Origin of the sequence: Pseudomonas sp. HY2-MNA-CIBAN-0224 (assembly GCF_040310285.1) — a bacterium.
Taxonomy (GTDB): Bacteria; Pseudomonadota; Gammaproteobacteria; order Pseudomonadales; family Pseudomonadaceae; genus Aquipseudomonas; species Aquipseudomonas helleri.
This window is the reverse complement of sequence record NZ_JBEOPQ010000030.1, coordinates 26,990-40,097: the sequence shown is the minus strand read 5'-3', so window position 1 is coordinate 40,097 and position 13,108 is coordinate 26,990. Positions and strand designations below refer to the sequence as shown.

14 protein-coding genes are annotated in these 13,108 nt (G+C 61.1%); 3 read left to right on the top strand and 11 right to left on the bottom strand.

From position 1 onward, the window contains the following. Positions 1–10 precede the first annotated feature (10 nt). The 11 genes from paaE to paaF form a co-directional block, all read right to left on the bottom strand. The gene (gene paaE / locus AAEZ03_RS15035; protein ID WP_153332277.1) at positions 11–1,087 is read right to left on the bottom strand and encodes a 1,2-phenylacetyl-CoA epoxidase subunit PaaE; all 1,077 of its coding nucleotides are present in this window, start codon (positions 1,085–1,087) and stop codon (positions 11–13) included. Between the two features lie 33 nt (positions 1,088–1,120). Further along, the gene (paaD, locus tag AAEZ03_RS15030) at positions 1,121–1,654 is read right to left on the bottom strand and encodes a 1,2-phenylacetyl-CoA epoxidase subunit PaaD (RefSeq protein WP_350579638.1); all 534 of its coding nucleotides are present in this window, start codon (positions 1,652–1,654) and stop codon (positions 1,121–1,123) included. Next, complete coding sequence (gene paaC, locus AAEZ03_RS15025; protein ID WP_153427912.1) at positions 1,641–2,402, bottom strand: 1,2-phenylacetyl-CoA epoxidase subunit PaaC; 762 nt, start codon at positions 2,400–2,402, stop codon at positions 1,641–1,643. Before paaC ends, paaD begins: the two co-directional genes overlap by 14 nt. Positions 2,403–2,410: 8 nt before the next feature. Further along, a complete protein-coding gene (paaB, locus tag AAEZ03_RS15020) occupies positions 2,411–2,692 on the bottom strand; it encodes a 1,2-phenylacetyl-CoA epoxidase subunit PaaB (RefSeq protein WP_153334899.1) in 282 nt (93 codons plus the stop codon). Positions 2,693–2,707: 15 nt separating this feature from the next. Beyond that, positions 2,708–3,697 (bottom strand): 1,2-phenylacetyl-CoA epoxidase subunit PaaA, encoded by a 990-nt coding sequence (paaA, locus tag AAEZ03_RS15015; protein ID WP_048372745.1) that lies wholly within the window; start codon positions 3,695–3,697, stop codon positions 2,708–2,710. A 251-nt stretch (positions 3,698–3,948) separates the two neighbouring features. Continuing rightward, positions 3,949–5,274 carry a phenylacetate--CoA ligase PaaK gene (paaK, locus tag AAEZ03_RS15010; RefSeq protein ID WP_350579635.1) on the bottom strand — a complete coding sequence of 442 codons (1,326 nt, stop codon included), beginning with the start codon at positions 5,272–5,274 and terminating at the stop codon, positions 3,949–3,951. A gap of 102 nt (positions 5,275–5,376) precedes the next feature. Beyond that, positions 5,377–6,588: a 3-oxoadipyl-CoA thiolase gene (gene pcaF, locus AAEZ03_RS15005; RefSeq protein WP_350579632.1), complete on the bottom strand. Its 1,212-nt coding sequence runs from the start codon at positions 6,586–6,588 to the stop codon at positions 5,377–5,379. Beyond that, positions 6,581–7,030, bottom strand: coding sequence for a hydroxyphenylacetyl-CoA thioesterase PaaI (gene paaI, locus AAEZ03_RS15000; RefSeq protein ID WP_153435264.1), 450 nt, complete (start codon positions 7,028–7,030; stop codon positions 6,581–6,583). The genes pcaF and paaI overlap by 8 nt, the downstream gene beginning before the upstream one ends. Continuing rightward, a complete protein-coding gene (paaH, locus tag AAEZ03_RS14995) occupies positions 7,023–8,540 on the bottom strand; it encodes a 3-hydroxyacyl-CoA dehydrogenase PaaH (protein WP_350579630.1) in 1,518 nt (505 codons plus the stop codon). Before paaH ends, paaI begins: the two co-directional genes overlap by 8 nt. A gap of 2 nt (positions 8,541–8,542) precedes the next feature. Next, on the bottom strand, positions 8,543–9,334 hold the full coding sequence (gene paaG, locus AAEZ03_RS14990) for a 2-(1,2-epoxy-1,2-dihydrophenyl)acetyl-CoA isomerase PaaG (RefSeq protein WP_048372756.1): 792 nt from the start codon (positions 9,332–9,334) through the stop codon (positions 8,543–8,545). A 40-nt stretch (positions 9,335–9,374) separates the two neighbouring features. Further along, a complete protein-coding gene (gene paaF / locus AAEZ03_RS14985; protein ID WP_153374920.1) occupies positions 9,375–10,148 on the bottom strand; it encodes a 2,3-dehydroadipyl-CoA hydratase PaaF in 774 nt (257 codons plus the stop codon). A gap of 370 nt (positions 10,149–10,518) precedes the next feature. On the opposite strand from paaF, the gene paaY reads away from it, so the two are divergent. The 3 genes from paaY to feaR all read left to right on the top strand — a co-directional run bounded on the left by paaY (position 10,519) and on the right by feaR (position 13,092). Beyond that, positions 10,519–11,115 carry a phenylacetic acid degradation protein PaaY gene (gene paaY / locus AAEZ03_RS14980; protein WP_350579626.1) on the top strand — a complete coding sequence of 199 codons (597 nt, stop codon included), beginning with the start codon at positions 10,519–10,521 and terminating at the stop codon, positions 11,113–11,115. Positions 11,116–11,170: 55 nt separating this feature from the next. Continuing rightward, positions 11,171–12,094 carry a phenylacetic acid degradation operon negative regulatory protein PaaX gene (gene paaX / locus AAEZ03_RS14975; RefSeq protein WP_153332071.1) on the top strand — a complete coding sequence of 308 codons (924 nt, stop codon included), beginning with the start codon at positions 11,171–11,173 and terminating at the stop codon, positions 12,092–12,094. A gap of 83 nt (positions 12,095–12,177) precedes the next feature. Then, positions 12,178–13,092 carry a transcriptional regulator FeaR gene (gene feaR / locus AAEZ03_RS14970; protein WP_350579624.1) on the top strand — a complete coding sequence of 305 codons (915 nt, stop codon included), beginning with the start codon at positions 12,178–12,180 and terminating at the stop codon, positions 13,090–13,092. The last annotated feature ends 16 nt before the right edge of the window (positions 13,093–13,108 follow it).

Sequence of the window (13,108 nt, the reverse complement as noted above, 5' to 3'; positions counted from 1 at the left end):
CGAGACGGTGTTACAGCTGGTCGAAGTCCAATACCACCTTGTCACTGACCGGGAATGCCTGGCACGACAGCACATATCCGGCAGCCACCTCGTAGTCTTCGAGGGCGTGGTTGCTGTCCATCTCCACTTCGCCTTCGATCACTTTGCACTTGCAGGTCGAGCACACCCCGGCCTTGCACGAATACGGCAGCTCGGCACCCTGCGCGTTGCCAGCGTCGAGGATGCTCTGGCTGTTGCGCGGCAGATCAAAGGCCAGAGCGCGACCGTCGCTGATCACGGTGATCTGGCTGACCGCAGCGTCTACTTGGCGGGCCGCCTCGCGGGCCTCGCGTTTTTGCTGGCTGCCGGCCGCGGCAAACAGTTCGAAATGAATGTTCTCTGGCGCCATGCCCTCAGCCTTGAGGCAGTCGCGCACGGTTTCGGTCATCTCTTGCGGGCCGCAGATAAACGCGGCGTCGAGTTGCTTGACATCGAGCCAGCGGGTGAACAGCTGGGTGCATTTTTCAGCGTTGATCCGGCCGTTATAAAGGTCGACGTCCTGCTGCTCACGGCTAAACACGAAGATCAGGTTCAAGCGCTGCAAATAGCGGTTTTTCAAGTCTTCGAGCTGCTCGCGAAACAGCGCGCCGGAGCTGGAACGGTTGCCGTACAGCAGCGTCACGCGGCTGTGCGGTTCAGTCTGCAAAGTGGTTTTGATGATCGAGAGAATCGGCGTAATGCCGCTGCCTGCCGCCACCGCCAGGTAATTGCCATGGCGCGCCGGGTCCAGCTCCACGTGAAAATGCCCGGCGGGCGGCATCACCTCTAGGCTGTGCCCGGCCTTTAACTGCTCGTTGGCAAAGGCCGAAAAACGGCCGCCTGCGACACGTTTGACGGCAATTCGCAGCTCGCCGTCATTGACCCCGGTGCAGATCGAATAAGAGCGGCGCACTTCTTCGCCGTCCAGCAGGGTGCGCATGACCAGATGCTGGCCCTGGGTGAAGTGAAAACTGTCTTGCAGGTGCTGCGGAATGTCGAAGGCGATGGACACCGCATCACGGGTCTCGGTGCGCACATCCTTGATGGTCAGGCTGTGAAACTTACTCATGGTTATTCTCCAACCAAGACGGCCGAGGGCGCCTCAGATGCATTTGAAATAGTCGAACGGTTCCAGGCAGTCGCGGCAGCGGTACAGTGCCTTGCAGGCGGTGGAGCCGAATTCGCTGAGCACTTCGGTGTGGGTGCTGGCGCATTGCGGGCAGGCAATCACCGGGCTTTCGCCAAGCAACGTGCGCTTGCTGGCGCTGCCCTGCGGCGGTGCGATGCCATAGGCGCGCAGGCGCTCGCGGCCACTGTGGGTGATCCAGTCGGTGGACCAGGCCGGGGTCAATTTGCGCTCCAGTAGCGGTGCGCGAAAACCGGCCAGCTCCAATGCCTCTCGAATGTCGCTCTCGATCACTTCTGTGGCGGGGCAGCCCGAATAGGTGGGCGTGACCACCACATGCAGGTGCCCGGCTTGCCAGGCCAGATCGCGGACAATACCCAGGTCGACCACGCTGACCACCGGCACTTCCGGGTCCATGACCTGCGCAAGGATGGCCCACGCCGCCGCCAGGTCCGTGGGTTGCGCCGGGCGCGCGCCGAGGTCGCTGGCAATCAGCTCACCAGGTTGCATCGGGGTACGCTCGGGGCAAAAACTGCATTTCGGCCAGCAATATGCCCAAGTGTTCGGTGTGCAGGCCGCGTCGCGCATTCAGGTAGAAATAGCTCGGTGCCGCGGGCACGGGCAGGGTGGCGCGGGTAAACGTGTCGCTGACGGTGGCCTGCCATGTGGCAGCAACGTGGGCGGTGTCCGGCGTGATGGCGGCCTCGCACAGGCGTTGTTCGCTGTCATCGGCGCTGGTCAGTTCCACGGTAAAGCGCCACACCTCGGGGAGGGCGGCGAGCATGCGCGCGTGGCTTTCGTCGGTGCCGTCACCGAGCCGCTCCACCCATTCGCTGGAGCGGCGCAGGTGGTAGGTGACTTCTTTGACGGCTTTGGCGGCGATACCGGCGATGCGCTCGTCGCTGGACTGGCTCAGGCCTTCAAGGACTGGCAGGTGCCAAGCGTCATACAAAAACTGCTTGAGAATGGTGACCGCGTAATCGCCATTGGGTTGCTCCACCAGAAGCAAATTGCGATAGGCCCGCTCATCCCGGCGGAAGGCCAGGTGGTCTGCATCGCGGCCGTCATCCAACAGTTCGGCGGCGTATTCCAGCCAGTTGCGCGCCTGGCCGACCAGGTCGAGGCCGACGTTCATCAGCGCCAGTTCTTCTTCCAGTGCAGGTGCATGGCCGCACCACTGGCACAGGCGCTGGCCCTGGATCAGGGCGCTGTCGCCGAGGCGCAGGAGGTATTCGATCAGATCAGTAGTTGGCTTCATGGTTGACCTCACATGTGCCCGACTTCGGCCGGCAACTCGTAGAAGCTGGCGTGGCGGTAGACCTTGTCGTCGGCCGGGTCAAACAACGGGTCTTTTTCATCCGGCGACGAGGCGGTAATCAACCTGGAGGGCACCACCCACAGGCTGACGCCTTCGCTGCGGCGGGTGTACAGCTCGCGGGCGTTCTCGATGGCCATGGTGGTATCGGCGGCGTGAACGCTGCCGACGTGCTTGTGGTTGAGGCCGTGCTTGCTGCGCACAAAGACTTCAAAAAGGGTCCATTCAGACATAGCGGCAACTCCGGATCAGGCAGCGTTCTTATTGTGTTTTTTACGGGCATGGGCGACGGCGGCTTCGCGCACCCAGGCGCCGTCTTCAATGGCCTTGCGGCGGGTGGCGACGCGCTCCTGGTTGCACGGGCCGTTGCCCTTGAGCACTTCGTAGAATTCGTTCCACTGGATTTCGCCAAAGTCGTAATGACCGCGTTCGGCGTTCCACTTCAGGTCCGGGTCGGGGCAGGTGCAGCCCAGCAGTTCAAGCTGTGGAATGGTTTGGTCGATGAAACGCTGGCGCAATTCGTCGTTGCTCTGGCGTTTGATCTTCCAGGCCATGGACTGGGCGCTATTGGGGGAGTGTTCGTCGCTGGGGCCGAACATCATCAGCGACGGCCACCAGAGGCGGTTGATCGCGTCCTGGACCATGTCTTTTTGTGCCTGATTGCCTTCGCGCATCATGGTCAGGAGGATTTCGTAGCCCTGGCGCTGGTGAAAGCTCTCTTCCTTGCAGATACGCACCATGGCCCGCGAATAGGGCCCGTAGGAGGTGCGTTGCAGCACCACCTGGTTGACGATGGCCGCGCCATCTACCAGCCAGCCGACCGCGCCCATGTCGGCCCAGTTCAGGGTCGGGTAATTGAAGATGCTCGAGTACTTGGCCTTGCCGCTGTGCAGCTTGGCGATTTCTTCGTCGCGGTCGGCGCCCAGGGTTTCCATCGCGCTGTACAGGTACAGGCCGTGGCCGGCTTCGTCCTGGATCTTGGCCATTAATTGCAGTTTGCGTTTGAGCGACGGCGCGCGGGTGACCCAGTTGCCTTCCGGCAGCATGCCGACGATTTCTGAGTGGGCGTGTTGAGAGATCTGGCGGATGAGGGTTTGCCGATAGGCATCGGGCATCCAGTTTTTGGCTTCGATCTTGATTTCGGCGTCGATTTTTTCCTGGAAGGCGCGTTCCTGATCGGACATCTCCGCCAGGTCCTTGATGCGCTTAACGCCGGTTTCTACAAGCTGTGCGTACATGGGGCTCTCCCGCCTTGCATGTGTTCATAGGCATGGAGAACTTTATAAGCGATACAAAAATTAATATCAAACACAAAATACTGTGTTCTATTTATTTTTGTATCGCTTTCGGTGGGTTTGGGTTTTTGCCAGGCGAAAAAAAGCCCCGCAAAAGCGGGGCTGTACGTCAATCATCTGTAGGAGCGAGCTTGCCTCGCGATCTTTTGATGCTGAAAAGATCGCGAGACAAGCTCGCTCCTACAGGCCAGTAGTTAGGCTTTAGGGCGTTTATCAATCACGTGGCAGGCTTTGCCTTCCGAGCGCTTGAGCGAATGCAGCGGCTGCAAAACGATACGGGAACTGATGCCAATATGGGTTTTGATATGTCGGCTCAGCTCGTTGGTTATGGCGCTCTGTTGTTCGCTGCTGAGGTGCTGGTGCTCGGCTTTAAGCTCTACATGCACGTCCACGCTGTCGAGATTGCCATTGCGATACAGATGGATCTCATAGCTCTCGCAAAGTTGTTTTACTTTGAGTACTTGTTCCTCGACCTGGGTCGGGAACACGTTGACCCCGCGAATGATCAGCATGTCATCGCTGCGCCCGGTGATTTTGTCGATGCGCCGCATGGGCCGCGCCGTACCTGGAAGCAGGCGCGTGAGGTCGCGGGTGCGGTAGCGGATCATGGGCAGCGCCTCCTTGCTCAGGGAGGTGAACACCAGTTCGCCCATTTGCCCGTCTGGCAGCACCTCGCCGGTGACCGGGTCTATGATTTCGGGGTAGAAGTGGTCTTCCCAAATGGTCGGGCCGTCTTTGCTTTCTGCGCACTCCATGGCAACGCCGGGGCCCATGATTTCCGAGAGGCCGTAGATGTCCAGTGCGGTGATGCCCAGTCGCGCTTCGATGGCGCTGCGCAGTTCGCCGGTCCACGGCTCGGCGCCGAAGATACCCAGGCGCAAGGCCAGCTTGTGCGGGTCGATGCCCTGGCGTTCCAGCTCATCGGCAATATTGAGCATGTACGAGGGGGTGACCATGATGATGTCCGGCTGGAAATCCTTGATCAGTTGCACTTGCTTTTCGGTTTGCCCGCCGGACATCGGGATAACCGTGCAGCCCAGGCGTTCGGCCCCGTAGTGAGCGCCCAGACCGCCGGTAAACAGGCCGTAACCATAGGAAATATGCACCTTGTCGCCACGCTGGCCGCCAGCGGCGCGAATCGAGCGGGCAACCACATTGGCCCAAGTGTCGATGTCGTTCTGGGTATAGCCCACCACCGTTGGTTTGCCGGTGGTGCCGCTGGAGGCGTGCAGGCGTACGACCTCATTCATGGGCACGGCAAACATGCCGTACGGGTAACTGTCGCGCAGGTCGTTCTTGGTGGTGAAGGGGAACTTGGCCAGATCCGCCAGAGACGTGATGTCGTTGGGGTGAATGCCCAATGCATCGAAGCGCTGACGGTACAGCGGCACGTTGTTGTAGGCGTGGCCCAGGCTCCAGCGCAGGCGTTCAAGCTGGTGTTCTCGCAATTGATCGACGCTGGCAGTTTCAATCGGGTCCAGCAGCGGGTTAAGCACGGTCGTTGACATTGGCATGTTCATGAGTTCACTCGAATTATTTTTGTCTATCAGCCCGGCTTACATGCCGGGCCTTGAGTGCATGCCCCAAGGATACCGCTCGGCTCCCCGGGAATCGCGAATCTTTTAGTCGTCCAGGCGTTCGATGATCAGCGCTATGCCCTGGCCGACGCCGATACACATGGTGCACAGGGCATAGCGGCCACGACGTTCTTCCAGCTCATGCAGGGCGGTGGTGACCAATCGCGCGCCACTCATGCCCAGCGGGTGGCCCAGGGCAATGGCGCCGCCATTGGGGTTTACCCGTGGGTCGTTGTCGGCCAGGCCCAGCTCGCGCAGAACCGCCAGGCCTTGTGCGGCAAAGGCTTCGTTGAGTTCGATTACATCCATGTCGGCCAGGCTCAGGTTGGCCAGCTCCAGCACCTTGTGGGTGGCGGGTACCGGACCAATGCCCATGATGCGCGGTTCGACACCGGCGGCGGCCATTGCCACCACCCGGCCGCGGGCGACCAAACCGAAGCGCTTGGCCACTGCGGGGCTGGCCAGCAACAGCGCGCAGGCACCGTCATTGACCCCCGAGGCGTTGCCTGCGGTGATGCTGCCGCCTGCACGAAATGGCGTGCCGAGTTTTTGCAGTTGTTCGAGGGTGGTATCACCGCGGGGGTGTTCGTCGTGCTCGACCACTTTGGCCGGGCCTTTGCGCTGGGCAATCTGTACCGCGACGATTTCTTTGGCCAGGCGCCCGCTGGCTTGGGCAGCCGCTGCGCGTTGCTGACTGCGTAAAGCAAAGGCGTCCTGATCGGCTCGGGAGATAGCGAACTGCTCCGCGACGTTTTCAGCGGTTTCGGGCATCGAATCGACGCCGTGGGCCTGTTTCATCAGCGGGTTGATAAAGCGCCAGCCGATGGTGGTGTCGTACAGCTGTGCCTCGCGAGAAAACGCCTGCTCGGCCTTGCCCATGACCATGGGCGCGCGTGACATCGACTCAACGCCACCGGCCAGCATCAAACCGGCCTCGCCACAGCGAATGGCGCGGGCGGCGTTGCCGATGGCGTCCAGCCCGGAACCGCACAAACGATTGAGGGTAGTGCCCGGCACACTCACTGGCAGCCCGGCGAGCAAGGCCGACATGCGCGCGACGTTGCGGTTGTCTTCGCCGGCCTGGTTGGCGCAGCCGTAGATCACGTCGTCGACGCTGTTCCAGTCTACTTGCGGGTGACGGCGCAGCAGCTCACGCAGCGGCAGCGCGCCAAGGTCGTCGGTGCGCACGCTGCTCAAGGCACCGGCATAACGGCCAATCGGGGTGCGTACCGCGTCGATGATCAAGGCGTCATTCATTGGGGGTCTCCTGCGCCAGCACCGTGCCGCGCACTTTGTAGGATTTGCCATGGAACAGCGCAATCAGCTGGCCCAGTTGGTTGGTAATGCGCACGTCGTAGTTGCCGGTACGCCCGGCGCGGCTTTGCTCGCGGCATTCGGCGCTCAAGGTGTCACCCAGGTGGGCCGGAGCAACGTAGTCGATGCTGCAACCGAGGCCGACGGTGGCGTCGTTGTAACTGTTGCAGGCCAGGGCGAATGCCGAGTCAGCCAAAGCAAACAGGTAGCCGCCGTGGCAGGTGCCGTGCCCCTGAATCATGTCTGCGCGCACGCTCATGCTCACGTGCGCGCAACCGGGTGCTGCTGCCAGTAAATGCATGCCCATGGCCTGGCTGGCCGCGTCACGTTTGAGCATTGCCTGGGCGCATTGATTGGCCAGGTTCATGGCTTCAAGGTCAGTCATGCAGTGTTCTCCCTTCAGCGACCCGGCGGCGCAGCAGTAACGACGGCCGATAGCGTTCTTCGCCGTACGTGGCTTGCAGGTTGTGCAGCACCCGCAGCACATAGGCCGGACCGATGGCGTCAGCCCAGGCCAGCGGACCTTGGGGGTAGTTGACTCCAGCGCGCATCGCCAGATCGATGTCAGTGGCTGAGGCCACGCCTTGTAGCAGCGCGTCGGCAGCCTCGTTGGCCAGCATGGCCACGGTGCGCAACACCGCCAGCGCCGGGGTGTCACTGAGCAGGCTGACGTGCAGCCCGGCCCGTTGCAGCAGCCCCACGCCTTGTTCAAAAGCTTGCGGGTCGATACCGGCGGCGCAACTGATACCAATGCGCATGGCCTGGCGGTAATCGAAGGCAAGGTCGAGCAGTATCAGATTGCGCAGGCCGTCTTCCTGCGCCCGTTGGCACGCCATGCGCCCGTCACTCAGGGCCAGTACTGCATCGCCAACTCGCAGCAGGCCGCCCCCGTCACGGCGGATGACCTTCACGCCCTGGCCTTGCAAGCGGCTGAGCAGCGGTTGCGCAGCGCCCAGATCGCCCTCGACCACGCAGGTTTGCGGAGCTGGAGCATCGGGCAGGGTGCTGGTGCCGGGGCGTTCGGCCTGCTCGCTGTAGCAGTAGAAACCCTGACCGCTTTTGCGCCCCAAGCGTCCTGCGTCGACCAGCGCTTTTTGCGCCAGTGATGGCTGAAAGCGCGGGTCGCCGTAATAGGCGTCGAACACCGAGCAGGTGACTGCGTAGTTGACGTCATGGCCGATCAGGTCGGTCAACTCGAACGCGCCCATGGCGAAGCCACCGGTCTCACGCAGCAGCGCATCGAGCGTCGGGCCATCGGCTGCGCCTTCTTGCAGCAGGCGCAGGCTTTCGGCGTAAAACGGCCGGGCGACACGGTTAACAATAAATCCGGGCGTGGAGCGCGTGTGCACCGGTTTTTTGCCCCAGGCCTTGGCGGTGTCGTACAAGCAGTCGGCGAGCGCCGGGTCGCTGGCCACGCCACACACCACTTCCACCAGCGCCATGACCGGCGCCGGGTTGAAAAAATGCAGGCCGAGCAGGCGGTGCGGGTGCTTGAGTGGCGCGGCGATGGCGGTGATCGACAGTGACGAGGTGTTACTGGCGAACACGCACTGCGCACTGCACACGCTCTCCAGCTGCACAAACAGCGCGCGCTTGGCCTCGAGGTTCTCGGCAATGGCTTCGATGACCAATGCACAGCCAGCCAGCGCTTGTACGCTTTCGACCGGGTGCAGGCGGGCGAGGGTGGCGTCTCGGGCTTCGGCGGCGAGCTTGCCGTTTTCGACGCGTTTGCCCAGTTGCCGATCGATGTGGTCAATGGCCTGGGCAGCAGCGCCCGGACGGTTATCCAGCAACAACACCTGATGGCCGGCCTGCGCTGCGACCTGGGCGATCCCGGCGCCCATGGCCCCGGCGCCAATCACGCCGATGCGAGCATTGAGGTTGAGTGCGCTCATGGCTAGCACCCCTTGAAACGCGGGCTGCGTTTTTCCATGAAGGCGCTGACGCCTTCACGGTAATCGTCGCTGCGCCCGGCCAGGCGTTGCAGGTCTTTTTCCAGCTCCAATTGTTCATCGAAGGTGTTGCTCAGGCTGGCATTGAGGCTGCGCTTGATCAGTGCCAGGCCGTAGGTCGGTTGCGTGGCCAGGTGGCGGGCGAGGATCAGGGCTTCGTTGCGCAGTTCAGCATCGTCTACACAGCGGTAGATCAAACCCCATTGTTCCGCTTGTTCGGCACTCAGTTTGTTGCCCAGCAGGGCCAGGGCCTTGGCCCTTGCCATGCCGACCAGACGAGGTAAGGTCCAGGTGCCGCCGGAATCCGGGATCAGGCCGATTTTGCAGAAGGCTTGGATAAAGCTGGCCGAGCGCGCCGCCAGCACCAGGTCGCAGGCCAGCGGGATATTGGCCCCGGCCCCGGCCGCCACGCCATTTACGGCGCAAATCACCGGCATGGGCAGATCGCGCAGTTGGCGGATCAACGGGTTGTAGAATTTCTCGATGGATAGCCCCAGGTCCGGCACTTCGCTGCCGGGCGCCACATTGCGGTCGCTGAGGTCTTGCCCGGCGCAAAAGCCGCGGCCTTCACCGGTCAGCAGCAATACCCGTACTTCGGGGTTTTGCCGTACCTGTTTCAGGGCTTCCTTGACCTCGCCGTGCATCTGCGTGTTGAAGCTGTTGAGCTGCTCGGGGCGGTTGAGGCTGAGCAGCGCAACGCCGGCCTCAATGGAAAACACAATGTGTTCGAAAGTCATGGTCTTGATGCTCGCTTGAGAAGTCGTTCGAGTGCGCGGTTTATTCGCCGGTGAAGGCCGGTCGGCGCTTTTCCTGGAAGGCACGAATGCCTTCATCGCGGTCACGGGTGCCGGCCAGCAGGGTGAAAGCATGGCGCTCCAGGCGCAGGCCGCTGGCAAGGTCGGTGTCCATCGCCTTGAGCAGCGCCTCTTTGGCCAGACGCACGGCCAGCGGCGCCTTGGTGGCGATGCTGTGGGCGATGTGCAGGGCGCGTTCGACAGTGAATTCGGGCTGGGTCACTTCACTCACCAGCCCTGAGCGCAGGGCCTGGCGGGCGCTGATCGGCTCGCCGGTCAGGACCATTTGCATGGCCATCGACTTGCCCACGGCGCGCAGCAGACGTTGGGTGCCCCCCGCGCCGGGCATGATCCCCAGGTTGATTTCCGGCTGGCCGAAGCGTGCGTCTTCACCCGCGATGATGATGTCGGCATGCATTGCCAGCTCGCAGCCACCGCCCAGGGCAAACCCGTTAACCGCTGCAATCAACGGCTTGCTGAAACGAGTGAGGGTCTGCCAGGACGCCTGGCGCGGGTCGTCGAGGATGCCGACCAGATTGCGTTCGGCCATTTCGTTGATGTCGGCGCCTGCGGCAAAGGCCTTGGCGCTGCCGGTGATGACCACCGCGTGGGTGTTGTGATCGCTTTGCGCAGCGTTCAGTTCGTCGGCCAGTTCGCCAAGCAATTGGGTGGTCAGGGCGTTCAAGGCTTGCGGGCGCTGCAAGGTAATCAAACGCACGCCGGGCTCGATGAACTCGACGGCAAGGGTTAATGGCATGGCGGATGCCCTCACGGTGCACGCTCGGCGGTCAGCCGGCTCATTATTGGATCGGCCTGAGGGGCCGGTTTTGCCCAAGTATAGCTTTTACGTGATACACAAATGCAACGATAAAATTAATTTAACGTGTCTTATTATGTTGATTTGAGTTTTTGTGTAGCGCTTTTTAATGAGGGTTTATGATCTGACAGCCGCGATTTTATGCGCTTTAAAGGCGTTGTATGGCCGATTTTACGGGGTTGCTGATGAGAGGTTTTTAAGTGATACGCTTTTTTGTAAATTGTGATTACAAAAGTGATGTGATACAAAATGCCCGAACATTGGCATCGCTTTGCGAATACGCCAGGCACTGAGTCAAAAGGAAGCGTTCATGACCTGTTACAGCCTCGATGGCCTGACCCCGGTGGTCGATCCCACCGCCTATGTCCACCCTTCAGCGGTGCTGATCGGCGATGTGATCATTGGCCCGCATTGCTACGTGGGCCCGCTGGCGAGTTTGCGCGGTGATTTCGGGCGGATCGTGCTCGAAGAGGGCGCCAATGTTCAGGACACCTGCGTCATGCATGGTTTTCCGGACAGCGACACAGTCGTGGAGCGCAACGGCCACATCGGCCATGGCGCGGTTTTGCACGGCTGTCGGGTGGGCGCTGATGCGCTGGTGGGGATGAATGCCGTGGTGATGGACCATGCGCGCATCGGTGAGCGCTCATTTGTGTCTGCGGCGGCGTTCGTTAAAGCCGGTTTCGAGTGTCCGCCGCAGTCATTGGTCATGGGCACACCGGCCAGCGTCAAACGCACACTCAGTGATGAAGAAGTGGCCTGGAAGCGCACGGGCACCCTTGAATATCAGCGCCTGGCCCAGCGTTGCCTGACGCAGATGCAAGAATGCGCGCCGCTTGGCGAGCCGGAGCCCGACCGGCCGCGTATCAGCGACAGCGGTTTGCGCCCCAAGCGCAGCGCCCAGTGAACTCTGGCGCCGAATTTTTCGGTATATTCCTTTCTTTTTTCAGCCCGGTACGTCCATGTCGTCCCTGACCCCCTTGAATCAACTGATTACGCGCTTTCAGGAGCAAACGCCGATTCGCGCCAGTTCCCTGATCATCACCTTGTACGGGGATGCCATTGAGCCCCATGGCGGAACGGTCTGGTTGGGGAGTTTGATTCAACTGCTCGAGCCTGTCGGGATCAATGAACGGCTGATCCGCACGTCGATCTTTCGCCTGACCAAGGAAGGCTGGCTGAGCGCCGAAAAAGTCGGCCGACGCAGTTACTACAGCCTCACCGGTGCCGGGCGTCGGCGTTTTGACAAGGCGTTCAAGCGGGTCTACAGCTCGACCGTTCCGGCCTGGGATGGCTCGTGGTGCCTGGTAATGCTCACGCAACTGGCTCAGGACAAGCGCAAACAAGTGCGCGAAGAGCTGGAGTGGCAAGGTTTTGGTGCAATTTCTCCGGTGCTGCTGGCCTGCCCGCGCAGTGATCGTGCCGACGTTAACGCGACCCTGGCCGACCTCGATGCCCAGGAAGACACCATTGTCTTCGAGACCACCGCGCAGGATGTAATGGCCTCCAAGGCCTTGCGTCTGCAGGTGCGTGAAAGCTGGAATATCGAGGAGCTGGCGACCCATTACAGCGAGTTCATCAAGTTGTTCCGACCGCTCTGGCAAGCCCTGCGCGAGCAGGACAATTTGCTGCCGTCAGACTGCTTCCTGGCACGTCTTCTGCTAGTGCATGAGTACCGTAAATTGCTGCTGCGTGACCCGCAGTTGCCAGACGAACTGCTGCCCGGCGACTGGGAGGGCCGGGCTGCACGACAGCTGTGCCGAAATATCTACCGTTTGATCTTCGCCAAGGCGGAGGAGTGGTTGAACAGTGCACTGGAAACGGCCGATGGGCCGTTGCCGGATGTCGGAGAGAGTTTCTATCGGCGTTTTGGCGGGCTTAAATAAGCCGCCAACATCCCAGGAGAGTCGCTGTTCGTTTTAGCGTGGATCAACGTAGATAAAAACAATAAACCTGCGTGAGGCCTCACATGAATTCTTCAATTGCACAGCGCCGTGACTGCTTCGATCAATGGATCCATCAGGTCAACCGCATCTGCGGCGCCTTCAGTGCGCAAACCTTGGGCGATGAGTTTTCCGGTCACATCCGTGAATACCAGAGCGGTGCACTCAAACTCAGCTTTGTCGATGCTTGTCAGGCGCGGCTGTACCGCACGCCGAAGGAAGTCGCAGCGAGCGAAGGCGGCAAGTACTTTGCGGTGTTCCAGCTTGACGGCAGCGCCTGCATGGCGCAGGGCGACAACCGGGTGTCGCTGTGCGCCGGTGACATCACCTTGATCGACGCCTCCCAGCCCAGCGATTTTACTTACCACGAAAACTCCCGGCAGCTGTCTTTGATCCTGCCGCATCGGCTGATCGAGCAGTCCTTGCGCTATACCCCGGTCAAGTGCGGCCACTTGATCGGCGCGAAGTCACCCATTGCCACGTTGTCGCACCACTTGATACTGGACGCTGCGCGCCAGACCAACTTGAGCCAGCAGGAAAGCGAAGCGACCCTGGATGCCGTGATCAGCCTGCTGCGCCCGGCCATCAGCCAGAGTGAAGGCGTCGACGATGTGCATGAGCGTATTTTTCGCAAGACCCTCGGCTATATCGATGAGCATATTCGCTCGGAAGAACTCTGCCCCGAACTGCTGGCGCGGGAGGTGGGGGTGTCGATGCGCGGGTTGTACCGGATGTTTGCCCGCAAGGGCCTGGTGGTGGCGCGCTATATCAAAAATCGCCGCCTTGACCTGTGTGCCGAATCCCTTCGTCAGTCGCGTACCGAACAGAAGTTGTCGGCACTGGGCTACTCATGGGGGTTTTCCGATTCGAGCTACTTCTCTACCGCGTTCAAGTCGCGCTTTGGTATTTCGCCTGGTGAATACCGCAAGCAGTACGCCTGATACAACAATGCCCCCG